Origin of the sequence: Haemophilus haemolyticus (genome assembly GCF_003351405.1) — a bacterium.
GTDB lineage: Bacteria > Pseudomonadota > Gammaproteobacteria > Enterobacterales > Pasteurellaceae > Haemophilus > Haemophilus haemolyticus_N.
In genome coordinates, this window is record NZ_CP031240.1 from 542,202 (window position 1) to 566,185 (window position 23,984).

Below are 23,984 nucleotides of genomic sequence, written 5' to 3' on the forward strand. Positions count from 1 at the left end.
ATAATCCCCCTATATGTTGAATTTGGGTTGTCAGCCTTGTTCATTATATAGCGAGGATTTTTTCTATTCATAGCTTAAGCTATTTGGCTCCATACGCATAGCGTATGGTTATTATAGCCAGACTTTCGTCTGGCTATAATAAAAAAGCTCACTTTATAGTGAGCTTTTCCTTTGAATTGATTTTTATTCCTCAGTAGCTGCTTCAGCAACTTCTGGGCGATCAACTAACTCAATGTATGCCATTGGTGCATTATCGCCTGCACGGAAACCACATTTCAAAATGCGAGTGTAACCACCTGCACGTTGAGCAAAACGTGGACCTAATTCATTAAATAATTTTGCAACAGTTTCAACGTTGCGAGTACGAGCGAATGCTAAACGACGGTTTGCAACGCTATCTACTTTTGCTAATGTAATTAACGGTTCAACTACACGGCGTAATTCTTTAGCTTTAGGCAAAGTAGTCTTAATGATTTCATGACTAACTAAAGCACTTGCTAAGTTACGAAACATCGCTTGGCGATGGCTGCTATTACGGTTTAGTTGACGACCACTCTTACGATGGCGCATGATCTTATCCTTCTCAGAAAAATCTTAACCTATGACCAAACTAGTCTTCAGCAATACTTGCTGGTGGCCAATTTTCAAGGCGCATACCAAGTGACAAGCCACGTGAAGCGAGCACATCCTTAATTTCAGTAAGAGATTTCTTACCAAGATTAGGTGTTTTTAATAATTCAACTTCTGTACGTTGTACTAAATCACCGATATAATGAATTGTTTCTGCTTTCAAACAGTTAGCAGAACGAACTGTCAACTCTAAATCATCTACAGGACGTAATAAAATCGGATCAAATTCCGGTTTTTCTTCCTTAATCTCAGGTTGACGAACATCACGCAAATCAACGAATGCATCGAGTTGCTCTGCTAAGATTGTTGCAGCACGACGAATTGCTTCTTCAGGCTCAAGCGTACCATTAGTTTCTAACTCGATAACAAGTTTATCTAGGTCAGTACGTTGCTCAACACGAGCTGCCTCAACATTATATGCAATGCGATCAACTGGGCTGTAACAAGCATCAACAAGTAAGCGACCAATTGGACGCTCTTCCGCTTGACTATGAGTGCGAGCTGAAGCTGGAACATATCCTCTACCACGCTGAACTCGAATACGCATACTGATTGATGCATTTTCGTCAGTTAAGTGACAGATTACATGATTCGGATTCACAATTTCAACATCACCATCATGGGTGATATCCGCTGCAACAACAGGGCCAATTCCAGATTTATTTAGTGTCAGAATAACATCATCTTTATTCTGTACTTTAACCGCTAGACCTTTAAGGTTTAAAAGAACTTCAAGAATATCTTCTTGAACACCTTCCTTACTACTATATTCGTGCAATACGCCATCAATTTCCACTTCAGTTACAGCACAACCTGGCATTGAAGACAGAAGGATACGACGTAATGCATTACCTAGAGTATGGCCAAAACCACGCTCTAACGGCTCTAAGATCACTTTAGCATGAGTTGAACTAATTTGTTCAATATCTACTAAACGTGGTTTTAAAAATTCTGTAACAGAACCCTGCATTTTATCCTCTCTTTGCTTTTAAGCTTAACTATTATTTAGAGTAAAGCTCAACGATCAGATGTTCGTTAATATCTGCTGATAAATCAGAACGTTCAGGAACACGTTTGAACACACCTTCCATTTTTGCAGAATCAACTTCTAACCATGTTGGTTTTTCTCTTTGTTCTGCTAATTCTAATGATGCTTTAATACGTGCTTGTTTTTTAGATTTCTCACGAACAGCAACAACATCATTTACAGAAACTTGGAAAGATGGAATGTTAACAACACGACCATTTACAACAATCGCTTTATGGCTCACTAATTGGCGAGCTTCTGCACGAGTTGCAGCAAATCCCATGCGATAAACAACGTTATCCAATCTACCTTCTAATAACACTAATAAATTTTCACCAGTGTTACCTTTTAAACGGTTTGCTTCTTTATAGTAGTTACGGAATTGACGTTCTAAAATACCATAGATACGACGAACTTTTTGTTTTTCACGTAATTGACTACCATAGTCAGACAAACGCGGTTTACGAGCACCATGTTGACCAGGTGCTGTATCAATTTTACATTTTGAATCAATCGCACGCACGCCTGATTTAAGAAATAAATCAGTACCTTCACGACGGCTGAGCTTGAGTTTTGGACCCAAATATCTTGCCATTTTCTTTCTCCAACTATCCTATATACGTCTTAAACGCGACGTTTTTTCGGTGGACGACAACCGTTATGAGGAATCGGAGTCACATCAGTAATATTCGTGATACGGAAACCCGCTGCGTTTAACGCGCGAATTGTAGATTCACGACCTGGACCCGGACCTTTAACCATAACTTCCAAGTTCTTTAAGCCGAATTCTTTAACAATTTCAGCACAACGTTCAGCAGCAACTTGCGCAGCGAACGGGGTAGATTTACGAGAACCGCGGAAACCTGAACCACCTGCAGTCGCCCATGCTAGAGCGTTACCTTGACGGTCAGTAATAGTAACGATTGTATTATTGAAAGATGCGTGAATATGTGCTACGCCATCTACGACTTGTTTTTTTACACGTTTACGTGCACGAACTGGTGTTTTAGCCATTCTTTATTTACCCCGACTATTTTTTGATCGGCTTACGTGGACCCTTACGGGTACGCGCATTAGTTTTAGTACGTTGACCACGTACCGGTAAACTACGACGGTGACGTAAACCACGATAACAACCTAAGTCTAAAAGACGTTTGATGTTTAGTGTTACTTCACGACGTAAATCACCTTCAACGGTAAATTTACCAACTTCGTCACGCAGTTTGTCAATCTGCTCTTCAGACAATTCTCTGATCTTAACATCCTCAGCAATACCCGCTGCAGCACAAATAGCTTTAGAGCGAGTCTTACCAATACCGTAAATTGCAGTTAAAGCGATTACAGCGTGTTTGTGATCAGGAATGTTAATGCCTGCAATACGGGCCACTATGCACTCCTATTATTTTAACTAATTTGGTATTCTGATCTTGAAAAGCCCGTTTTCAGGATACTCAAACAGAATACCAAGGACATAAATGAGTTGAGCAGTATAACTGCTCAACTGGTTCTTTGCAAGAAAAAATATGAATTAACCTTGACGTTGTTTATGTTTAGGATCGCTGCACAATACTCGTACAACACCTTCACGTTTAACAATTTTACAGTTACGACACATTTTCTTTACGGAAGCACGAACTTTCATTGCTTATCCTTTTCTACTAAATGAACAATTATTGTCCAAAACCTTTAAGGTTTGCTTTTTTCAACGCAGATTCATACTGAGACGACATTAAGTGACTCTGAACCTGCACGATGAAATCCATAATTACAACGACTACAATTAAAAGAGATGTTCCACCGAAGTAAAATTTAACATCCCAAGCCGATGTCATAATATAAGGAACTAAACACACAAACGTTACATAAAGACCGCCAATCAGTGTAAGACGAGTCATAACTTTATCAATATAACGAGAGGTTTGTTCCCCTGGTCTAATTCCTGGAATAAATGCACCAGATTTTTTTAGATTATCTGCTGTATCTCGCGGATTATACTGCATTGCTGTGTAAAAGAAGCTAAAGAAAATAATTGCTACAGCATAAACAAGTAAATAAAGAGGCTGACCAGGATTCAACAACATAGATAAGTTATTTAACCACTCAAACTTATCATTTTGTCCAAACCATTGAGTTAAGGTTGCTGGAAATAAAATAATACTTGAGGCAAAAATTGCCGGCATTACGTTTGCCATATTTACTTTCAATGGTAAATGTGTCGAATGACCACCTAAAATTTGACGACCTTGTTGACGCTTTGCATATTCAACGCGAATTCTGCGCTGTCCTCTTTCAACAAAAACAACGAAATAAGTTACTGCAAATACAATAGCTGCGATCAGAAGAAGCACTAATGGATGCATTTGTCCTTGACGAGCCTGCTCAATAGTTTGAAGTATAGCTGATGGTAAACCAGCTACGATACCGCCAAAAACAAGAATTGAAATACCGTTACCAATACCTCTTTCAGTAATTTGTTCACCTAACCACATGAGGAACATAGTTCCAGTGACTAAGCTAACAACTGAAGTAAAGTAAAAACCAAATCCAACATTTGGCACTAAGCCAGGTAACATATTTGGTAAACCTGTTGAAATAGCTACTGCCTGAATGGTTGCAAAAACAACTGTCGCATACCGAGTATACTTAGAAATTTTACGTTGACCAGCAGCACCTTCTTTCTTTAATTCTGCTAAAGCAGGAGAAACCGTTGCAAGCAACTGAATTACAATAGATGCCGAGATATACGGCATAATACCTAATGCTAATATAGATGCACGGCTTAATGCACCACCAGAGAACATATTAAACATGTCAATGATGGTGCCTTTTTGTTGTTCAACTAATTGAGCTAGCACAGCCGCATCAATACCAGGAACCGGAATGAAAGAACCAATTCGGTAAACGATAAGCGCACCTAAAACGAAAAGTAATCGGCTTTTTAATTCACCTTTACCGCTATTAGTACTTCTTGCTTGATAACCTGGTTGTTTAGCCATTTGCTAATTATTCCTCAACTGAACCGCCAGCAGCTTCAATTGCTGCTTTTGCACCCTTAGTTACACGCAAACCACGAACTGTTACTGCAGATTTCACTTCACCCGCTAAAACTACTTTAGCGAATTGGATATCTTTAGTTAAGATATTTGCTGCTTTTAATGTTTCTAAGGTTACTACATTACCTTCAACTTTGGCTAACTCATTCAAACGAACTTCTGCAGTTACTGCAGCTTTCATTGAAGTAAAACCAAATTTTGGTAAACGACGGTATAACGGCATTTGACCACCTTCGAAACCGCGACGAACACCGCCACCAGTACGAGATTTTTGACCTTTATGACCACGGCCACCAGTCTTGCCTAAACCTGAACCAATACCACGACCGAGGCGTTTAGCGCTATGCTTTGAACCTTCAGCCGGAGATAGAGTATTTAAACGCATCTCTTACTCCTCCACTTTAACCATGTATGAAACTTGGTTAATCATACCACGTACTGCAGGCGTATCAATTAACTCAACAGTGTGGTGCATATGGCGAAGACCAAGACCACGCAAGGTAGCTTTATGCTTCGGTAAACGAGCAATTGAGCTACGAACTTGTGTTACTTTAATAGTTTTAGCCATTATTCATTACCCCAAGATTTCATCAACAGTTTTACCGCGTTTTGCAGCAACCATTTCTGGTGATTTCATGTTTGCTAATGCATCAATAGTTGCACGAACAACGTTAATTGGGTTGGTAGAACCATACGCTTTAGAAAGAACATTGCGTACACCTGCAACTTCCAATACTGCACGCATTGCACCACCAGCGATGATACCTGTACCTTCGCTTGCTGGTTGCATAAATACACGTGAACCAGTATGAACACCTTTAACTGGATGCTGTAATGTACCTTCATTCAAAGCAACGTTAATCATATTACGACGTGCTTTTTCCATTGCTTTTTGGATCGCTGCTGGAACTTCTCGTGCTTTACCATAACCAAAACCTACTCGGCCATTACCATCGCCCACCACAGTTAATGCAGTGAAACTCATAATACGACCACCTTTTACAGTTTTTGATACACGGTTTACTGCGATTAGCTTCTCTTGCAGTTCACCAACTTGTTTTTCGATGTTTGACATCTCAATTTACCTCATTAGAACTGTAGACCAGCTTCACGTGCAGCGTCCGCTAAAGTTTGGACACGACCATGATATTTAAAACCGGAACGATCAAAAGCAACAGCTTGAACGCCTTTTGCTAATGCGCGTTCTGCAACAGCTTTACCTACTGCAGCAGCAGCATCTTTATTACCGGTGTATTTTACTTGCTCACGAATTGCTTTCTCAACAGTTGAAGCAGCGGCAAGCACTTCTGAACCGTTTGGTGCAATAACTTGTGCATAAATATGACGTGGAGTGCGGTGAATAACTAAACGAGTTACACCTTGCTCTCTCATCATATGACGTGCACGAGCTGCACGACGGATACGAGCTGATTTCTTATCCATAGTGTTACCTTAATTATTTCTTCTTAGCCTCTTTGATACGTACCACTTCATCAGCGTAACGTACCCCTTTACCTTTATAAGGCTCAGGACGGCGATAAGCACGAATATCTGCTGCAACTTGACCGATCAACTGTTTGTCTGCACCTTTCAACACGATTTCGGTTTGAGATGGACATTCTGCAGTAATACCTGCCGGCAAAGTATGCTCTATTGGGTGAGAATAGCCTAAACTTAATGCAATTGCATTGCCTTTAAGTTGAGCTCTGTAACCAACACCCACCAATACTAATTTTTTAGTGAAACCTTCAGTAACACCGATAACCATTGCATTAACCAATGCACGTGCAGTACCCGATTGAGCATTTGCTTCAACAAAACCTTCACGTGGAGTGAACGTAAATTGTCCGTTATCTTGTTTTACTTCAACTGATTCATGAATTTTGCGAGATAACTCGCCATTTTTACCTTTTACTGTTAATAGCTGACCGTCGAGTTTAACTTCAACGCCGGCAGGAATATTAACAGGTGCCTTTGCAACACGAGACATTTTCCTACCTCTCTATTAAGCTACATAACAGATGATCTCACCGCCTAAACCTGCTTGACGAGCAGCGCGGTCAGTCATAACACCTTTAGATGTAGAAATAACTGCAACACCTAAACCGCCCATAACTTTTGGTAATTCATCTTTACGTTTGTAAATACGAAGACCAGGACGACTTACACGTTGGATGCTTTCTACAACTGGTTTGCCTTGGAAATATTTTAAAGTAATTTCCAATTCAGGTTTAGCACCTTCTAAAACTTTTACGCTTTCGATATAACCTTCAGCAGCTAATACGTTGGCAATTGCCACTTTTAGCTTGGAAGAAGGCATATTGATTGCAACTTTGTTCGCAGCTTGACCGTTACGAATACGGGTCAGCATATCTGCGATTGGATCTTGCATACTCATTGTACTTTTTCTCCGATTCCAAAATAAAGTGGTATATTACCAGCTCGCTTTTTTAAGGCCTGGGATTTCACCGCGCATTGCAGCTTCACGAACCTTAATTCGGCTTAAACCAAACTTACGTAAAACGCCATGAGGACGTCCAGTTTGGCGGCAACGGTTACGTTGACGAGATGGGCTAGAATCACGTGGTAAAGTTTGTAACTTTAACACTGCATCCCAACGATCTTCATCAGAGGCATTGACATCAGAAATGATTTTCTTTAATTCAACACGTTTTGCGTAGAATTTTTCAGCCAATTTAACGCGTTTTACATCGCGTGCTTTCATTGATTGTTTAGCCATTATAACCTGCCTTATTTACGGAATGGGAAATTAAAGGCAGCAAGTAGTGCTTGACCTTCTTCATCATTCTTAGCAGTAGTTGTGATAGTGATATCTAAACCACGTACACGATCTACTTTATCGTAATCGATTTCAGGGAAGATGATTTGTTCACGCACACCCATGCTATAGTTACCACGACCATCGAATGATTTCGCGCTTAAACCGCGGAAGTCACGAATACGTGGAACAGCAATTGTAATTAAACGTTCAAAGAACTCCCACATACGCTCACCGCGTAGTGTTACTTTACAACCGATTGGATATCCCTGACGGATTTTAAAGCCAGCAACAGATTTACGAGCTTTAGTTACTAAAGGTTTTTGACCGCTGATTGCTGCTAAGTCCGCCACTGCGTTGTCTAGCAATTTTTTGTCGGTCAATGCTTCACCCACACCCATATTCAGGGTAATCTTTTCGATTCGTGGGACTTGCATGACAGATTTGTAGCCGAATTTATTTTTTAATTCGCTTACTACTTGATCTCTGTAGTAATCATGCAGTTTCGCCATCGCATTACTCCAGTTTGTTAGATAATTTCATTGTTAGATTTGAAGAAACGTACTTTTTTGCCGTCTTCGAATCTAAAACCTACACGGTCAGCTTTATTTGTTTTAGGATTGAAAATCGCAACATTTGAAGCGTCAATTGCAGCTTCTTTTTTCACTAAACCACCAGCTTTTCCTAATGCAGGAACTGGTTTTTCATGTTTAGTAATAATGTTGATACCTTCAACAAACACTTTACCGTTTGGTAACACTTTAGTTACCTTGCCACGTTTGCCCTTATCTTTACCAGTAAGAACAATTACTTCATCATTTTGACGGATTTTAGCAGCCATTACATTCCCCTTACAGTACTTCTGGAGCTAAAGAAATGATCTTCATGAATTTCTCAGAACGAAGTTCACGAGTCACCGGTCCAAAAATACGAGTACCGATTGGTTGCTCAGTGTTATTATTTAAAATTACACAAGCGTTACCATCGAAACGAATAACTGAGCCATCTGGGCGACGAACACCCTTCTTGGTGCGCACAACAACTGCTTTTAATACATCACCTTTTTTTACTTTACCGCGTGGAATTGCTTCTTTTACAGTAATTTTGATGATGTCACCAATCGCAGCATAACGACGGTGCGATCCACCTAGAACCTTGATACACATTACGCTGCGAGCGCCTGAATTATCAGCAACATCCAGCATAGTCTGTTCTTGGATCATATTAGTGCTCCGTTAAGATTAAAAAAACACCCTTTCGGGACGAACCCATCCGCACTACTCGGATAGAATGGCGGATAGGTGGCGGATTCTATCAAAAGAAAAAGAGAAAGGCAATGATAATTTACCTTTCTCCTCTTAACCTATTTACTAAATAATCCAGTTAAAATTTACCGCACTTTAGACAAATTAAAAACCAATGAGGTTTCTATTCATTAATATAAACTAAAATTTATCTAAATTGGTTATCCTTTCCTAATTTCATGTATCCTAGCTGAAAACCGTACATATCAATTATTTTTGCTTTTGAATATTTGTCAATAGTTGGTAGAAGGCTATATCATAAAAGACTAGTATTATTAAATAAAAAATAAAACCCCAACCGCTTATGCGGCTGGGGTTTTAATTTAATATTGTTAATTAAGCAATAACTGCTTTCTCAACAACACGAACTAAAGTCCAAGATTTGGTTTTTGATAGAGGGCGACATTCGCGAATCTCTACGGTATCACCAACTTTGGCTTCATTGTTCTCATCGTGTACGTGTAATTTAGTTGTACGACGGATAAATTTACCATATAAAGGGTGTTTTACCTTACGTTCAATAGCAACAACGAAAGATTTTTCCATTTTGTCGCTAACAACTTTACCTTGTACGCTACGAATTTTATCAGTCATTACTCACCCGCCTTTTCGGTTAATACAGTTTTTACACGTGCAATATCACGACGCACTTGTTTAGCCTGATGGGTTTGTTGAAGCTGACCGGTGGCTGTCTGCATACGCAACTTGAATTGTTCACCTAAAAGGTTTACTAATTCAGCATTCAGCTCTTCAACACTTTTTGTACGTAAATCTTGAGCTTTCATTACATCACCGTCTTAGTTACGAAAGTGGTCTTAACTGGCAATTTAGCAGCTGCTAATGCAAATGCGTTTCTTGCTACTTCTTCAGACACACCATCCATTTCATAAAGCACTTTACCCGGTTGGATTAAGGCTACCCAGTACTCAACGTTACCTTTACCTTTACCCATACGGACTTCTAATGGTTTTTCAGTAATTGGTTTATCTGGGAATACACGAATCCAGATTTTACCTTGACGTTTTACTGCACGTGACATTGCACGACGTGCCGCTTCGATTTGACGAGCGGTTAAACGACAACGACCAACTGCTTTTAAACCGTAAGTACCGAAACTAACTTCAGTACCGCCCGCGATACCACGGTTGCGGCCTTTGTGAACTTTACGGAATTTTGTACGTTTTGGTTGCAACATTTAGCGTTTCTCCTTACTTACGACCTTTACCGCGAGGAGCCTTTTTAGGCTTGTCGGCAGGTTGTTGTTCTGATTGCGCAACGGCAGCCATTCCACCAAGAATTTCACCTTTGAAGATCCACACTTTAACGCCGATTACGCCGTAAGTTGTGTGAGCTTCTGCAGTGTTATAATCGATGTCCGCACGAAGAGTATGTAGAGGTACACGACCTTCACGATACCATTCTGAACGTGCGATTTCTGCACCACCTAAACGACCGCTAACCTCAACTTTGATACCTTTAGCACCTAAACGCATTGCGCTTTGTACCGCACGTTTCATTGCACGACGGAACATTACACGACGTTCTAATTGAGAAGCGATGCTATCTGCAACTAATTTCGCATCTAATTCAGGTTTTTTCACTTCAGCAATGTTGATTTGAGCAGGAACGCCAGCGATTTTAGACACTGCGTTACGTAATTTTTCAACATCTTCGCCTTTTTTACCGATTACGATACCAGGACGAGCTGTGTGAATAGTTACACGAATACTTTTAGCTGGACGCTCAATAGTAATACGTGAAACTGAAGCATTTGCTAATTCTTTATTTAAGAATTTGCGTACTTTGAAATCGCCTTCAAGATTGTCAGCGAAGTCTTGTGTATTCGCGAACCAAGTAGAGCTCCAAGGTTTAACAATACCTAGGCGAATACCATGTGGATGTACTTTTTGACCCATTGCTATTCCTCTACTTATTAACGATCTGACACAACCACAGTAATGTGGCTAGTACGTTTTAAAATACGATCTGCACGACCTTTAGCACGTGGCATAACACGTTTCATGCTAGGACCTTCGTCAACGAAGATTTTAGCAACTTTAAGATCATCGATATCTGCACCGTCATTGTGCTCTGCGTTTGCAATAGCTGATTCTAAAACTTTCTTCACTAAAGCTGCTGCTTTTTTGTTAGTGAAAGTTAAGATTTCCAACGCTTGCGCAACTTTTTTACCACGAATTAAATCGGCAACTAAGCGAGCTTTTTGGGCAGAAGTGCGAGCGTAACGATGTTTTGCGATAGTTTCCATCTATTTACCTCTTATTTCTTAGCTTTCTTATCTGCCGCGTGACCGCGGTATGTACGAGTCGGTGCAAATTCACCAAGCTTATGACCGATCATTTCATCAGATACATAAACAGGAACGTGCTGACGACCATTATGGACTGCGATGGTCAATCCGATCATTGATGGAATGATCATTGAACGACGGGACCAAGTTTTGATTGGTTTTTTATCCCCGCTTTCCACCGCCTTCTCTACCTTCTTCAACAAGTGTAGGTCAAGGAAAGGACCCTTCTTGAGAGAACGTGGCATGGCTAATCCTCTTTAATTTAATCTATTATTTGCCACGACGACGTACGATATATTTATCAGTACGTTTGTTGTGACGAGTTTTCTTACCTTTGGTTTGAACGCCCCAAGGAGTTACTGGGTGTTTACCAAAGTTACGACCTTCACCACCACCGTGTGGGTGATCTACTGGGTTCATTGCAGTACCACGAACTGTAGGGCGAATGCCTCTCCAGCGGTTAGCACCAGCTTTACCCAATACGCGAAGCATATGTTCTGAGTTACCAACTTCACCGATTGTTGCAACACATTCAGCTAATACTTTACGCATTTCGCCAGAACGTAAACGTAAAGTTACATAGTTGCCTTCACGTGCGATGATTTGTACATAAGCACCAGCAGAACGAGCGATTTGACCGCCTTTACCTGGTTTTAATTCAACGTTATGTACTGTTGAACCAACTGGGATATTACGCATTGGTAATGAGTTACCCACTTTAATTGGTGAGTTTACGCCAGCTTGGATTTGATCGCCTACTGACAAGCCTTTAGGTGCTAAGATATAACGGCGTTCGCCATCTTTATAAAGCACTAAAGCAATGTTAGCAGAACGGTTTGGATCATATTCTAAACGCTCAACAACCGCTGGGATGTCTAACTTGTTACGTTTGAAATCGATTAAACGGTAGTGTTGTTTGTGACCGCCACCAATGTGACGAGTAGTAATACGACCATAGTTGTTACGACCACCAGTTTTAGATTTAGTATCTAGAAGAGGTGCGTAAGGTTTACCCTTGTGTAATTCAGGGTTCACGATTTTAACAACGTGACGACGACCAGCGGAGGTCGGCTTACATTTAACGATAGCCATTCTCTAATTTCCTCCGATTACTCTGCACTGTCCACGAAGTCCAAGTTTTGGCCTTCGGCTAAAGTTACATAAGCTTTTTTCCAGTCGCTGCGACGACCCATTTTGCTACCACGGCGTTTAGTTTTACCTTTAACAACCACGGTACGAACAGAGTCAACTTTTACTTCAAATAATTGAGCAACAGCAGCAGCAATTTCAGCTTTGTTCGCATCTAAAGCAACTTTAAGTACAACAGTGTTAGATTTTTCAGCATTATTAGTTGCTTTTTCAGAGATGTGCGGTGCACGTAGCACGCTTAGCAAACGTTCTTGACTCATGCTAGGATCTCCTCAATTTGTTTCACAGCATCAACAGTAACAATCACTTTATCGAAAGCGATTAAGCTAACTGGATCGATACCTTGAACATCACGTACGTCAACTTTATATAAGTTACGCGCTGCTAAGAATAGATTTTCATCTAAGCTTGCTGTGATAATTAACGCATCTTCAACGGCTAAATCTTTTAATTTTTGTACTAAAACTTTAGTTTTTGGTGCATCTAATTCGAATTTTTCAACAACAACCAAACGGTCTTGACGAACTAATTCAGAAAGAATGCTTTTGATAGCACCACGGTACATTTTCTTGTTCACTTTTTGACTGTGATCTTGTGGTTTAGCCGCAAAGGTTATACCACCAGAACGCCAGATTGGTGATTTGATATCACCAGCACGAGCACGACCTGTACCTTTTTGACGCCAAGGTTTTTTACCTGAACCAGACACTTCAGCACGAGTTTTTTGCGCACGAGTACCTTGACGCGCACCTGCTGCATAGGCAACAACAACTTGGTGGATCAACGCTTCGTTAAACTCACGTCCGAAGGTAGTTTCAGAAACAGTTAGTGCGTTTGCACCTACAACTTGTAATTCCATCTCTATCTCCTAGACTTATGCTTTAACTGCTGGCTTAACGATAACATCGCCATTGATAGCACCAGGTACAGAACCTTTTACTAATAGCAATTTACGCTCAGCATCTACACGAACAACTTCAAGTGATTGAACAGTTACACGTTCAGCACCTAAATGTCCTGCCATTTTTTTACCTTTAAACACACGACCTGGAGTTTGGTTTTGACCAATAGAACCAAGTACACGATGTGATAAAGAGTTACCATGAGTCGCATCTTGAGTACGGAAGTTCCAACGTTTAACACCACCTTGGAAACCTTTACCTTTAGAAGTACCGGTAACATCTACTTTTTTAACATCTGCAAAGATGTCAACATTGATTTCTTGACCTAAAGTGAATTCTTCACCTTCAGTACGAAATTCCCATAAACCGCGACCAGCTTCAACACCTGCTTTCACGAAATGGCCTGCTTCAGGTTTAGTTACACGATTCGCTTTTTTAGAACCAGTAGTAACTTGAACTGCAGTATAGCCATCGTTTTCAAGAGTTTTAACTTGAGTTATGCGGTTGGCTTCGATTTCGATAACGGTAACTGGTACAGAAACACCGTCTTCATTGAAGATACGGGTCATACCAACTTTACGACCGACTAAACCAATCATTGTAATAACCTCTTAATTAACCTAGGCTGATCTGCACGTCCACGCCGGCAGCCAAATCTAAACGCATTAATGCATCAACAGTTTTTTCTGTTGGCTCTACGATATCTACTAAACGTTTGTGAGTACGAATTTCGTATTGGTCACGTGCGTCTTTGTTTACGTGTGGAGAAATCAACACGGTGAAACGCTCTTTACGAGTTGGTAAAGGAATTGGACCACGAACTTGTGCACCAGTACGTTTAGCTGTTTCTACGATCTCCGCTGTAGATTGATCGATCAAACGGTGATCGAAAGCTTTTAAGCGGATACGGATTCTTTGGTTCTGCATTAGACCAGAGCTCCAATAAAATTTAGCTAATAAAAAACTAACACCAATCACAATTCTAACTTCAAAATAGAAAAGGAGGTGCAAGTTACCTGTTATATAGTCTCCAAATCGGAAACATTGTTTAGCGTGACATATCGTCATGCTCGTTTAATAAATGATTACATTAAACGGCTTTCATATTGAAAGCTTGCAGATACTACACAAAAGTTAAACAAATTGCAAGGGATTTATTCAAAGCAAATAAAAAGTGCGCTCATTTATCGTCGTATTTTCTCATCGAAAAACACTTAGAAAAATCACCGCACTTCACATATTAAAATTAATGATGGTTATCTAATAGCGTGATATGTCGTTTTGCTACAATCCACGCACCAACATATCCCATAATTAAACAGCACACTAATAAGAATACAAATTCCCCAACGCCTAATCCATTCAAACTGAATTGAACGGCAAAAATATCCGTTACATATTTCACTGCAGAAGTAAAATAATTGATAATAAAGCTACTAAAAATTGCTGCAACTAACCCGCCTAACACGGCATAAATCATCCCCGTATAAAGATAAGGACGAAGGATAAATTGATCTGTTGCACCAAGCAATTTCATCACATCAATACTTGATCGGCTACTATACACATCAGAGCGAATACTGTTACCAATAACTAAAAATACCGCTATCGTCATTAATACAGTGCAGAAAATTGCCACATGGGCGATTAACCAAGAAAGTGCGGTTAATTTTTCCATCCAATCATTATCCAAACGAACTTCTTGTACCCCTTTAATTTTAGTTAAATTGGTACGTAACTCATCACGTTTTTCTGAAACATTAAATTCACTTGTCGGTTTTACCATAACGACCGCAGGTAATGGATTATCATCTAAAATTTCTAATTCTTCGCCAAAGCCAGACCAGCTTTTAAATTCCTTTAAACTTTCTTGGCGAGAAACATAATTCAGTGATTCCACCCCTTCTTGTTGACGAATTTTCTCTACCACTAAATTCGCATCTTCTTCACTTAAATTCTTATGAAGATAAATCGTCAATTCACTTTCAGGATAAAATTGAGTGGTCGCTAAATGTAAATTTTTCCACATTAAATAGCTCACTGTTGGGATCGTCAGAGAAACAGCAATCACCAAAATCGTGAGCAGCGTGCCAAATTTACGTTGCCATAAATCCGCCCATACTGCACGCAAAGTATAGGCTGTTTGAACAAAAAAGGATGCATCCGTTGGTCGGCTCATGATTATTCCTTAATAACGTAAATAACCTTGTTCAAGCACAAGACAAGGTTTTGGTTTTTGTTGAATTAAATTAATGTCGTGAGTAGCAATTAACACGGTCATTCCGAGGCGATTAAATTCTTCAAATAAATTAAAAATGCCTAAAGAAAGTTCATCGTCTAAATTACCCGTTGGTTCATCTGCTAGTAAGAGCTGAGGTTTATGCACAATCGCACGCGCGATATCAACGCGTTGCTGCTCACCGCCAGAAATTTGTGGTGGCAAATAGTGTGCTTTATTACGCAATCCTACACGATCTAAAGATGCCATAGCACGTGTATGCGCATCTTTTGGATGCATACCTGCAATAATCAATGGCAATGCCACATTTTCCACCACCGTACGATCTGTTAATAAACGATAATCTTGGTGAACCATACCGATTTGGCGACGCAGAAATGGAATTTCATATTTTGACAAGCGAGTAATATCGTGTCCGTTAAACCAAATTTGACCCGCGTTGGCTTTTTCCATTCCCATAATAAGCTTGAGTAATGTACTTTTCCCTGCGCCTGAATGCCCAACTAAGTAAGTCATACTTCCCACTGGAAGATGAAAATTCAAGCCTTGTAACGCTGGCTGTGTTGCGCCATGATAGGCTTTAGAAACATTTGAGAACTTAATCACAATTTTTCCTTATTCTTTTTATTCTTCTTCATGAACGAATAGTGCCTCAATAAATTCTTTGGCATTAAACTCACGTAAATCTTCAATTTTCTCGCCTACACCGATATAGCAAATAGGCAACTTAAACTGATCGGCTATGGCAAAAATCACACCGCCTTTTGCCGTACCATCTAATTTTGTTAGAGAGATCCCTGTTAAACCGACAGCCTCATTAAATAATTTCGCTTGGCTAATGGCATTTTGTCCCGTTCCAGCATCCAGCGTAAGCATAATTTCATGTGGTGCAGTTTCGTCATATTTTTTCATAACACGAACGATTTTTTTCAGTTCGTCCATTAAGTTATTTTTATTTTGTAGACGACCCGCTGTATCCGCAATAAGAATATCAATATTGCGTGCAGCCGCTGATTGCATCGCATCAAAAATCACCGATGCAGAATCAGACCCAGTGCTTTGCGCAACAACTGGAATATGATTACGCTCGCCCCAAACTTTAAGCTGCTCAACAGCCGCAGCACGGAAAGTATCGCCTGCTGCGAGCATCACTGATTTTCCTTCAGCCTGAAATTTACGTGCGAGCTTACCAATTGTCGTCGTTTTACCCACGCCATTTACGCCCACCATTAAAATTACATAAGGTTTCTTCGTAGTATCAATCACAAGAGGCTGCGCCACTGGCTCAAGAATATCCGCCATTTCTACTTTTAATTGTTGATATAAAAGCTCAGCATCTTGTAATTCTTTTCGGCTTGCATGTTCAGTCAAATTTTTGATGATTTTACTTGTTGTCGGCACGCCAATATCCGCAATCAAAAGTTGTTCTTCTAATTCTTCAAACAACTCATCATCAATTTTCTTTCCTAAGAAAAAACTACGAAAACCCGCGCCAATATTTTGTTTAGTTTTCAGTAATCCCTTAACTAAACGACTAAAAAAGCCCCCTTCACTTGGCTTTTCTCGAGTTTCAATTTCAACAACAGGCTGAAGCTCATTTTTAATATCTTCAACAATTTCAGATTCAACCACGGTTTCTGTAATCGGAAAGTCATCTTCTAAATTTTTTAATTCGATGATGTCTTCGACTGGCTCAAGTGCGGTTGAAATTTCCTGTATTTTTTCTTCTTCAACGATTTCATTCGTTTCAATGCTTTCTACTAAAAACGGCTCAGAATCCACCGCACTTTCTACTGTCTCTAATTCATACAGCTCTTCAACTAAATCATGAGTTTCAGGTTTTTCAATAGACGGCTCAATATCTGTAATCTTTTCTTCTTCAATTGTCGGTTCAATTTTAGGTTCATCTTGCTTTTTATTACGCCCAAATAACGATGCCCAAAATCCACCTTTTTTATTTTCTTCAGCCATAAAATGCTCTCTTAACTGTAATCCGATAAAAATGTCGTTTATTCTAGCAAAAAATCGTCTAAACTAAGCACAATTTTCAATAAAAATCGAATCTTTATGAAAAAAATACAAACGCCAAATACAAAGGGCGAGGTTCGCATTATTGCTGGGCTATGGCGAGGGCGAAAACTTCCAGTGTTAAATTCAGAAGGCTTACGCCCGACTGGCGATAGAGTGAAAGAAACGCTTTTTAATTGGTTAATGCCTTATATCCACCAATCTGAATGTTTAGATGGATTTGCGGGGAGTGGTTCATTAGGTTTCGAAGCACTTTCTCGCCAAGCGAAAAAAGTTACTTTTTTAGAATTAGATAAAACCATCGCCAATCAATTAAAAAAGAATTTACAAACGCTCAAATGCTCATCAGAACAGGCCGAAGTGATTAATCAAAGTAGTTTGGATTTTCTAAAACAGCCACAAAATCAACCGCACTTTGATGTGGCGTTTTTAGATCCACCCTTTCATTTTAATTTGGCAGAACAAGCAATTAACTTGCTTTGTGAAAATAATTGGCTAAAACCCAATGCGTTAATTTACGTAGAAACAGAGAAAGACAAACCGCTCATCACACCTGAAAACTGGACGTTATTGAAAGAAAAAACGACGGGAATGGTGAGTTATCGTTTATATCAGAATTAGAGAAAAAATTATGTTAGATATTGTTTTATATGAACCAGAGATCCCACAAAATACCGGTAACATTATTCGCCTTTGTGCCAATACAGGATTTCGCTTGCACTTAATTGAACCACTAGGTTTCACCTGGGATGATAAACGCTTACGCCGCTCAGGTTTGGATTATCACGAATTTGCGGAAATCAAACGTCACAAAACTTTTGAAGCCTTTTTAGAAAGCGAAAACCCCAAACGTCTCTTTGCACTCACAACAAAAGGCAGTCCAGCTCATAGCCAGGTGAAGTTTGAACTTGGTGATTATTTAATGTTTGGCCCCGAAACTCGCGGCATACCAATGTCAATTTTAAATGAGATGCCTATGGAACAAAAAATCCGTATTCCAATGACGGCCAATAGCCGCAGTATGAACTTGTCTAATTCTGTCGCAGTAACGGTTTATGAAGCGTGGCGACAATTAGGCTATGAAGGTGCAGTAAATTTACCAGAAGTAAAATAAACAAAAAATGCGGTTAAAATTTAATAAGATTTTTAACCGCTCTTTTGTTATTTAAATGGAACTTGTTTTCCGAACATTTTTATTTTCACTCGACCAAATTCATTTTTTATTTTTTCTAAAATAGAAAACTTACGTTGATTTCCGTGTACTCTATCTCTCCCCTCTTTTAAACTGCTTTCAAAAGGATGATCTGGATGTAATACAAAATCTTGAACGCAAACACCAGGTGAAAGTTGTACTATTTTATAATTCTTGAAATGTAAAAAATCCTCAAAAACAAGGGAATCAACCGCCACATCAAGTGGTTTATTTTTTACTAATTCAAGCAAATATTTAGCCCCTTTCGCTGTAACAGTATATCCAGCACATCCTGATTGTTTTACCGTAATGGGATAAACATTTCTATCACATTTTACAGATTGTGGTTTTTTAAAGAACATTTTGCCATTTGCTTCTAATTTTAAAACATGAATATCATCAGAAATATAATCAATTTCTAATAATTCTTTGGCATTTTCTCCTAGATGAATGTCATCTTCAAAAATATTGATATAGTTTAAATTGTTCTCTAAGGCTAAATTCCACAAGACAATATGACTTAATGCACAACCAATTTCTCCATCTGATAACTTGGCTTGAGGAGAACGATCTAATGTAATATTAAATTTTTTAGCGGTTTCTTCAATAAGATCAGGCGTGATAGCATCAAAAAATGCGAAAGGAATATTCTGCTTACAGAATTCTTCGGTAATATGTTTTCGGCGTTTTTGTTCAGTAGTTAAACTGATAACGTAATTGTGCTGATCTGTATTATGCATAATAAGTAACCCAAATAAATAAAAAGGTGGAACAGTATAATATAAAAAGTGCGGTGAAAAATCATAGAAATTTTCACCGCACTTCTTGATGCTAAATATTATGAGTTAAACGATATTCAACTAAATCTTCAATGGTTAGCACGGAATAACCAAATTTTTTCGCAAATTCTACGATCTCAGGGGCGCGAGCCATTGTGCCATCGTCATTCGTGATTTCACAAATCACACCTGCATGTTTAAATCCTGCTAAACGCGCTAAATCAACAGAAGCTTCAGTATGCCCGCGACGAGTAAGTACGCCACCATTTGCTGCACGAAGTGGGAAAACATGACCTGGGCGATGTAAATCTGTTGGAACTGCATTATCTGCAATCGCGGTTTGAATGGTTGTGACTCGGTCTGCAGCAGATACACCTGTAGAAACACCTTTCGCGGCTTCAATCGTCACAGTAAAAGCCGTTTTGTTTACGCTATTATTGTGTTCTACCATTGGCGGTAAATTGAGTTGTTGGCAACGTTCATCGGTAATGCATAAACAAACAATGCCACTGCCATAACGAATTAATTTTGCCATTTGTTCTGGTGTGATTGTTTCAGCTGGGAAAATTAAATCGCCTTCATTTTCACGATCTTCATCATCTAAAACTAATACGCCATTTCCATTTTTGAAGGCATTAATTGCGTTAAGTACGCGTTCTTCAGCGGTATTGCCGAATGGAGATAAAATTGACTGATTCATAGTAATTTCCTAATTTGAGATTTCAATTAAATACCAGAATCAGGGCTGAGAAATGCAAATAAAATGAACGATTTGGGAACCCAACTCGTTTTACTCTCTTTCATCCAGACTTTACTGTCGGCTTTGGAATTTCACCAAATCTGCTGACTTTAAAAGTAAAAATCAGGACAATTTAGCAGGGAAAATTTGCCAAAAATTGACCGCACTTTTAAACGCTCGTGGGCTTTACCACCGGTAGGGAATTTCACCCTGCCCTGAGAATGCGCGCTAAGTATAGCGCAAAATACTTAGGCACTAAATCAGAACGTGAAAAATATTTTCATTTAGCCTACAATAAACGCACTCAATTCTTACGCTATCAAGAGCGGATTATGTCAAAAGCAAAAGAGAAAAAAGTCGGTGTCATTTTCGGGAAATTTTATCCCGTACACACAGGTCATATAAATATGATTTATGAAGCGTTCAGTAAAGTCGATGAACTACACGTTATCGTGTGTAGTGATACAGAGCGCGATTTGAAATTATTTTACGATAGTAAAATGAAACGTATGCCGACCGTGCAAGATCGTTTGCGTTGGATGCAACAAATTTTCAAATATCAGAAAAATCAGATTTTTATTCATCATTTGGTTGAAGACGGTATTCCGAGTTATCCAAACGGCTGGCAATCTTGGAGTGAAGCAGTTAAAACGCTATTTAATGAAAAGCATTTTGAACCTTCAATCGTATTTAGTAGCGAACCTCAAGATAAAGCTCCTTACGAAAAATACTTAGGTTTAGAAGTATCGTTAGTCGATCCTGACCGCACTTTCTTTAATGTGTCCGCCACAAAAATTCGTACCACACCATTCCAATATTGGAAATTTATTCCGAAAGAAGTTCGCCCTTTCTTTGCCAAAACTGTGGCGATTTTAGGGGGAGAAAGCAGTGGTAAAAGCGTACTCGTTAATAAGTTAGCCGCCGTATTTAATACCACTTCCGCGTGGGAATACGGGCGTGAATTTGTATTTGAAAAGCTCGGTGGTAATGAGCAGGCTATGCAATATTCTGACTATCCGCAAATGGCACTTGGTCATCAACGATACATTGATTATGCCGTGCGCCATGCACATAAAATTGCATTTATTGATACGGATTTCATCACCACGCAAGCGTTCTGCATTCAGTATGAAGGAAAAGCCCATCCATTTTTAGACTCAATGATTAAAGAGTATCCCTTCGACGTCACCATTTTGCTGAAAAACAATACTGAATGGGTGGATGATGGCTTGCGAAGTTTAGGTTCACAAAAGCAACGCCAACAATTTCAACAACTACTCAAAAAACTGTTAGATAAATATAAAGTTCCTTATATAGAGATTGAATCGCCAAGTTATCTTGATCGCTATAACCAAGTGAAAGCAGTCATTGAGAAAGTGTTAAATGAAGAAGAAATCAGTGAATTGCAAAATAGTCCATTTGTTATAAAAGGAAAACATCAATGATCTTATTTGCCGGTGATCCACACGGAAGCTACGATCATATTTACCCTTTTGTGAGCGAACAGGAGAATGTCGCCCTCATAATTTTAGGCGATTTACAGCTCACCACAACGGATGAGTTGGATAAACTTGCTCGACATTGTGATATTTGGTTTATTCATGGAAATCATGATAGCAAAACAATTAGTGCTTTTGATGCGATTTGGGGCTCTGAATGGCAATCACGCAATTTACACAATCGCGTAGTTGATATTCAAGGAACCCGCATTGCAGGATTAGGCGGTGTATTCCGCGGGCAAATTTGGATGCCACCAAATCGCCCCATGTTTTTTGATCCTATTCATTATTGTCAATATAGCCCACAAGAGAAAATCTGGCGAGGAGGTGTGCCTTTGCGTCATCGCACGTCAATTTTCCCATCAGATATTGAAATCTTAGAAAACCAACAGGCTGATGTGTTGATTTGTCACGAAGCCCCTAAACCACATCCGATGGGTTTCCAAGTAATCAATGATTTGGCAATGAAGATGGGGGTTAAGCAAGTATTCCACGGACATCATCACGAAAACTTTACTTATCGAACAAAGTATCCCTACAAAATCACGAATGTAGGTTTCCGCAGTCTTGCTGATGCAGAGGGAAATTATTTGCTGCAAACCATCGACGATCGTGAAAAATAAATCTAGTCCAAAATAAAAGCCGACTCATCCGAATCGGCTTTTTTACATTTAAAGTGCGGTATTATTCCGCATTGTTTTTCGATTTAATAATGGCGTAAACCACACCTGTTGATAAAGCACCAATCGCAATTGCACCAAGATATTTCAACGGATCAGATACAAATGGAATGACAAATAACCCGCCGTGTGGAGCTTGTAATGTAATATTTAATCCCATTGAAATCGCACCAGCCACGGCACCACCAATCACAGAGCTAATAATGACTCGAATTGGATCTGCTGCCACAAATGGTAATGCACCTTCAGAAATAAAACATAAACCAAGAACAAATGACGCTTTCCCCGTATCGCGTTGGCTAACGGTGAATTTATTGCGAGCAATCCAAGTCGCAACTGTCATACCAATTGGAGGAACCATACCCGCGGCCATTGCCGCAGCCATTGGCGTATAAACTTGTGATGCAATCAATCCAACCGAAAAAGTGTACGCTGCTTTATTTACCGGTCCGCCCATATCGATACACATCATTGCACCAATAATTGCGCCTAACACAATCGCATTCACTTCGCCCATTGAAGTAAGCCAATTACTTAGCTCTTTCATAATTTCAGCAACTGGTGGATTGATGAGGTAAATCATCGTCAAACCAACGATCATTGAACCTAAGAGCGGTAAAATTAAAATCGGTTTTAATGAAGTCAGGCTTGCTGGCAATCGAATAATCACATTCAGCCCTTTCACCACATAGCCCGCTAAGAAACCAGCAATAATACCGCCAAGAATCCCTGCACCCGCTTCACTTGCCAGCATCCCCGCAATCAAACCAACTGCAAGTCCTGGACGATCCGCGATAGAAAATGCAACGTAACCGGCAAACACGGCAATCATTAACTTAAACGCCACGCCACTACCGATATTCATCAACATATTTGGAAGATCCTGTAAAACTCCTGTATTTTCAATTACATTAAAACTGAACATAAAGGAAATCGCGATCAATAACCCACCCGCAACCACTAACGGTAACATATGAGAAACGCCCGTCATTAAGTGTTTGTACACACCTTTTTTCTCACGACTTTCTTCTTTCGCTCCCGCATTATTTCCACCATCAAAAATTTTAGCTTCTTTAAATGCTTGATCAAATTCTTGCTCGGTTTTCTTCAAGGCTAATCCTGTTGAAGTGCGGTACATTGGCTTACCTTTAAATTTATCTAAAGGCACATCAATATCTGCTGCAACAAATACCAAATCAGCCGCCGCGACTTCTTCTGCAGTAATTTCATTGCCCACCCCAACTTGACCACGGGTTTCAACTTTTACATTCCAACCTTGTTTTTTCGCATAGGCTTCAATCGCTTCGGCTGACATAAACGTATGTGCAACCCCAGTTGGACAAGCAGTTACCGCAACAATATTTTTTACACTAGAAACACCTGTAAAACTCGCCGCACTTTTCGGTGCAACATAATCTGCTCCATTGGCTAAGGCATTTGCCAGCGTGACTTCAGGTGAAATCATGGCGATAGCTTCGCCGATAATAAAAACTTTTTTACCGACTAAAGCGGGGTTATTTGGTAATACAGAACCAAATACGAGAACAAGATCTGCTTCGGCTGGTGTTTCTACAATAGAAACATTCGCTTTTTGCGCAGCCGCTCGAAAAACTTCATGTAATAAATAGGCTTTCGCATCGCCTACATTATCTGATTGGGTTAAAAATAACTTCATA

38 protein-coding genes and 1 riboswitch are annotated in these 23,984 nt (G+C 39.6%); of the genes, 4 read left to right on the forward strand and 34 right to left on the reverse strand.

Going from position 1 to position 23,984, the window contains the following annotated elements; genetic code table 11:
* Positions 1-183: 183 nt before the first annotated feature.
* The 31 genes from rplQ to ftsY all read right to left on the reverse strand — a co-directional run bounded on the left by rplQ (position 184) and on the right by ftsY (position 17,362).
* Entirely contained in the window at positions 184-570 is a 387-nt protein-coding gene (gene rplQ, locus DV427_RS02660; RefSeq protein WP_005635737.1) for a 50S ribosomal protein L17, read from the reverse strand.
* Positions 571-610: 40 nt separating this feature from the next.
* Positions 611-1,600 (reverse strand): DNA-directed RNA polymerase subunit alpha, encoded by a 990-nt coding sequence (locus tag DV427_RS02665; RefSeq protein ID WP_005625865.1) that lies wholly within the window; start codon positions 1,598-1,600, stop codon positions 611-613.
* A 31-nt stretch (positions 1,601-1,631) separates the two neighbouring features.
* On the reverse strand, positions 1,632-2,252 hold the full coding sequence (gene rpsD / locus DV427_RS02670; RefSeq protein WP_005625866.1) for a 30S ribosomal protein S4: 621 nt from the start codon (positions 2,250-2,252) through the stop codon (positions 1,632-1,634).
* 29 nt (positions 2,253-2,281) lie between these two features.
* Positions 2,282-2,671, reverse strand: coding sequence for a 30S ribosomal protein S11 (rpsK, locus tag DV427_RS02675; RefSeq protein WP_005543603.1), 390 nt, complete (start codon positions 2,669-2,671; stop codon positions 2,282-2,284).
* A gap of 16 nt (positions 2,672-2,687) precedes the next feature.
* Positions 2,688-3,044: a 30S ribosomal protein S13 gene (gene rpsM, locus DV427_RS02680; protein ID WP_005625867.1), complete on the reverse strand. Its 357-nt coding sequence runs from the start codon at positions 3,042-3,044 to the stop codon at positions 2,688-2,690.
* A gap of 141 nt (positions 3,045-3,185) precedes the next feature.
* A complete protein-coding gene (rpmJ, locus tag DV427_RS02685) occupies positions 3,186-3,299 on the reverse strand; it encodes a 50S ribosomal protein L36 (protein WP_005625868.1) in 114 nt (37 codons plus the stop codon).
* Positions 3,300-3,327: 28 nt separating this feature from the next.
* Complete coding sequence (gene secY / locus DV427_RS02690) at positions 3,328-4,653, reverse strand: preprotein translocase subunit SecY (RefSeq protein ID WP_005625869.1); 1,326 nt, start codon at positions 4,651-4,653, stop codon at positions 3,328-3,330.
* 7 nt (positions 4,654-4,660) lie between these two features.
* Positions 4,661-5,095, reverse strand: a complete 435-nt coding sequence (gene rplO, locus DV427_RS02695) for a 50S ribosomal protein L15 (RefSeq protein ID WP_114891213.1) — start codon at positions 5,093-5,095, stop codon at positions 4,661-4,663.
* 3 nt (positions 5,096-5,098) lie between these two features.
* Complete coding sequence (rpmD, locus tag DV427_RS02700) at positions 5,099-5,278, reverse strand: 50S ribosomal protein L30 (protein WP_005543631.1); 180 nt, start codon at positions 5,276-5,278, stop codon at positions 5,099-5,101.
* A gap of 6 nt (positions 5,279-5,284) precedes the next feature.
* Positions 5,285-5,785, reverse strand: coding sequence for a 30S ribosomal protein S5 (gene rpsE, locus DV427_RS02705; protein WP_005625871.1), 501 nt, complete (start codon positions 5,783-5,785; stop codon positions 5,285-5,287).
* Between the two features lie 14 nt (positions 5,786-5,799).
* Complete coding sequence (gene rplR / locus DV427_RS02710; RefSeq protein WP_005625873.1) at positions 5,800-6,153, reverse strand: 50S ribosomal protein L18; 354 nt, start codon at positions 6,151-6,153, stop codon at positions 5,800-5,802.
* A 13-nt stretch (positions 6,154-6,166) separates the two neighbouring features.
* On the reverse strand, positions 6,167-6,700 hold the full coding sequence (gene rplF / locus DV427_RS02715) for a 50S ribosomal protein L6 (protein WP_114891214.1): 534 nt from the start codon (positions 6,698-6,700) through the stop codon (positions 6,167-6,169).
* 15 nt (positions 6,701-6,715) lie between these two features.
* Positions 6,716-7,108 carry a 30S ribosomal protein S8 gene (rpsH, locus tag DV427_RS02720; protein ID WP_005625877.1) on the reverse strand — a complete coding sequence of 131 codons (393 nt, stop codon included), beginning with the start codon at positions 7,106-7,108 and terminating at the stop codon, positions 6,716-6,718.
* A gap of 36 nt (positions 7,109-7,144) precedes the next feature.
* A complete protein-coding gene (rpsN, locus tag DV427_RS02725; protein WP_005625879.1) occupies positions 7,145-7,450 on the reverse strand; it encodes a 30S ribosomal protein S14 in 306 nt (101 codons plus the stop codon).
* Between the two features lie 11 nt (positions 7,451-7,461).
* The gene (gene rplE, locus DV427_RS02730; RefSeq protein ID WP_005625881.1) at positions 7,462-8,001 is read right to left on the reverse strand and encodes a 50S ribosomal protein L5; all 540 of its coding nucleotides are present in this window, start codon (positions 7,999-8,001) and stop codon (positions 7,462-7,464) included.
* A gap of 17 nt (positions 8,002-8,018) precedes the next feature.
* Positions 8,019-8,330: a 50S ribosomal protein L24 gene (gene rplX, locus DV427_RS02735; RefSeq protein ID WP_005635734.1), complete on the reverse strand. Its 312-nt coding sequence runs from the start codon at positions 8,328-8,330 to the stop codon at positions 8,019-8,021.
* Between the two features lie 10 nt (positions 8,331-8,340).
* Positions 8,341-8,712, reverse strand: coding sequence for a 50S ribosomal protein L14 (rplN, locus tag DV427_RS02740; RefSeq protein ID WP_005548786.1), 372 nt, complete (start codon positions 8,710-8,712; stop codon positions 8,341-8,343).
* 417 nt (positions 8,713-9,129) lie between these two features.
* Positions 9,130-9,387: a 30S ribosomal protein S17 gene (gene rpsQ, locus DV427_RS02745; protein WP_005625886.1), complete on the reverse strand. Its 258-nt coding sequence runs from the start codon at positions 9,385-9,387 to the stop codon at positions 9,130-9,132.
* Positions 9,387-9,578: a 50S ribosomal protein L29 gene (gene rpmC / locus DV427_RS02750; protein WP_005625888.1), complete on the reverse strand. Its 192-nt coding sequence runs from the start codon at positions 9,576-9,578 to the stop codon at positions 9,387-9,389. Before rpmC ends, rpsQ begins: the two co-directional genes overlap by 1 nt.
* Entirely contained in the window at positions 9,578-9,988 is a 411-nt protein-coding gene (gene rplP / locus DV427_RS02755) for a 50S ribosomal protein L16 (protein WP_005625890.1), read from the reverse strand. The genes rpmC and rplP overlap by 1 nt, the downstream gene beginning before the upstream one ends.
* A gap of 13 nt (positions 9,989-10,001) precedes the next feature.
* Positions 10,002-10,709, reverse strand: a complete 708-nt coding sequence (gene rpsC, locus DV427_RS02760) for a 30S ribosomal protein S3 (RefSeq protein WP_005625894.1) — start codon at positions 10,707-10,709, stop codon at positions 10,002-10,004.
* Positions 10,710-10,726: 17 nt separating this feature from the next.
* A complete protein-coding gene (gene rplV, locus DV427_RS02765) occupies positions 10,727-11,059 on the reverse strand; it encodes a 50S ribosomal protein L22 (protein ID WP_005625897.1) in 333 nt (110 codons plus the stop codon).
* A gap of 11 nt (positions 11,060-11,070) precedes the next feature.
* Positions 11,071-11,346: a 30S ribosomal protein S19 gene (gene rpsS / locus DV427_RS02770; RefSeq protein WP_005539416.1), complete on the reverse strand. Its 276-nt coding sequence runs from the start codon at positions 11,344-11,346 to the stop codon at positions 11,071-11,073.
* Between the two features lie 25 nt (positions 11,347-11,371).
* Positions 11,372-12,193, reverse strand: a complete 822-nt coding sequence (rplB, locus tag DV427_RS02775) for a 50S ribosomal protein L2 (protein ID WP_005625898.1) — start codon at positions 12,191-12,193, stop codon at positions 11,372-11,374.
* 17 nt (positions 12,194-12,210) lie between these two features.
* Complete coding sequence (gene rplW / locus DV427_RS02780; protein WP_005625900.1) at positions 12,211-12,510, reverse strand: 50S ribosomal protein L23; 300 nt, start codon at positions 12,508-12,510, stop codon at positions 12,211-12,213.
* Positions 12,507-13,109 carry a 50S ribosomal protein L4 gene (gene rplD, locus DV427_RS02785; protein ID WP_005625901.1) on the reverse strand — a complete coding sequence of 201 codons (603 nt, stop codon included), beginning with the start codon at positions 13,107-13,109 and terminating at the stop codon, positions 12,507-12,509. The genes rplW and rplD overlap by 4 nt, the downstream gene beginning before the upstream one ends.
* A gap of 15 nt (positions 13,110-13,124) precedes the next feature.
* Positions 13,125-13,751, reverse strand: coding sequence for a 50S ribosomal protein L3 (gene rplC, locus DV427_RS02790; protein ID WP_114891215.1), 627 nt, complete (start codon positions 13,749-13,751; stop codon positions 13,125-13,127).
* Positions 13,752-13,767: 16 nt separating this feature from the next.
* Positions 13,768-14,079 (reverse strand): 30S ribosomal protein S10, encoded by a 312-nt coding sequence (rpsJ, locus tag DV427_RS02795; protein ID WP_001181005.1) that lies wholly within the window; start codon positions 14,077-14,079, stop codon positions 13,768-13,770.
* Positions 14,080-14,398: 319 nt separating this feature from the next.
* Positions 14,399-15,331, reverse strand: a complete 933-nt coding sequence (gene ftsX / locus DV427_RS02800) for a permease-like cell division protein FtsX (RefSeq protein ID WP_114891216.1) — start codon at positions 15,329-15,331, stop codon at positions 14,399-14,401.
* A 9-nt stretch (positions 15,332-15,340) separates the two neighbouring features.
* Positions 15,341-15,997: a cell division ATP-binding protein FtsE gene (gene ftsE, locus DV427_RS02805; protein ID WP_005635730.1), complete on the reverse strand. Its 657-nt coding sequence runs from the start codon at positions 15,995-15,997 to the stop codon at positions 15,341-15,343.
* Positions 15,998-16,015: 18 nt separating this feature from the next.
* Positions 16,016-17,362 (reverse strand): signal recognition particle-docking protein FtsY, encoded by a 1,347-nt coding sequence (gene ftsY / locus DV427_RS02810; protein WP_162790255.1) that lies wholly within the window; start codon positions 17,360-17,362, stop codon positions 16,016-16,018.
* Positions 17,363-17,458: 96 nt separating this feature from the next.
* Here ftsY and rsmD point away from each other — a divergent pair, with 96 nt between their 5' ends.
* Positions 17,459-18,040 (forward strand): 16S rRNA (guanine(966)-N(2))-methyltransferase RsmD, encoded by a 582-nt coding sequence (gene rsmD / locus DV427_RS02815; protein WP_114891218.1) that lies wholly within the window; start codon positions 17,459-17,461, stop codon positions 18,038-18,040.
* 10 nt (positions 18,041-18,050) lie between these two features.
* Positions 18,051-18,533: a tRNA (uridine(34)/cytosine(34)/5-carboxymethylaminomethyluridine(34)-2'-O)-methyltransferase TrmL gene (trmL, locus tag DV427_RS02820; RefSeq protein WP_114891219.1), complete on the forward strand. Its 483-nt coding sequence runs from the start codon at positions 18,051-18,053 to the stop codon at positions 18,531-18,533.
* 47 nt (positions 18,534-18,580) lie between these two features.
* Here the strand turns inward: trmL and DV427_RS02825 are convergent, their stop codons facing one another.
* Complete coding sequence (locus DV427_RS02825) at positions 18,581-19,351, reverse strand: glycosyltransferase family 25 protein (RefSeq protein WP_240317973.1); 771 nt, start codon at positions 19,349-19,351, stop codon at positions 18,581-18,583.
* 91 nt (positions 19,352-19,442) lie between these two features.
* A complete protein-coding gene (ribB, locus tag DV427_RS02830) occupies positions 19,443-20,090 on the reverse strand; it encodes a 3,4-dihydroxy-2-butanone-4-phosphate synthase (protein ID WP_114891221.1) in 648 nt (215 codons plus the stop codon).
* Between the two features lie 88 nt (positions 20,091-20,178).
* Positions 20,179-20,356: riboswitch (FMN riboswitch) on the reverse strand.
* On the opposite strand from ribB, the gene nadR reads away from it, so the two are divergent.
* The gene (gene nadR / locus DV427_RS02835) at positions 20,351-21,574 is read left to right on the forward strand and encodes a multifunctional transcriptional regulator/nicotinamide-nucleotide adenylyltransferase/ribosylnicotinamide kinase NadR (protein ID WP_114891222.1); all 1,224 of its coding nucleotides are present in this window, start codon (positions 20,351-20,353) and stop codon (positions 21,572-21,574) included. Its footprint overlaps the riboswitch before it by 6 nt.
* Positions 21,571-22,251, forward strand: a complete 681-nt coding sequence (locus DV427_RS02840) for a metallophosphoesterase family protein (RefSeq protein WP_114891223.1) — start codon at positions 21,571-21,573, stop codon at positions 22,249-22,251. Before nadR ends, DV427_RS02840 begins: the two co-directional genes overlap by 4 nt.
* Before the next feature lie 61 nt (positions 22,252-22,312).
* Here DV427_RS02840 and DV427_RS02845 read toward each other — a convergent pair whose 3' ends face one another.
* The gene (locus DV427_RS02845; RefSeq protein ID WP_114891224.1) at positions 22,313-23,983 is read right to left on the reverse strand and encodes a fructose-specific PTS transporter subunit EIIC; all 1,671 of its coding nucleotides are present in this window, start codon (positions 23,981-23,983) and stop codon (positions 22,313-22,315) included.
* Position 23,984 lies beyond the last annotated feature (1 nt).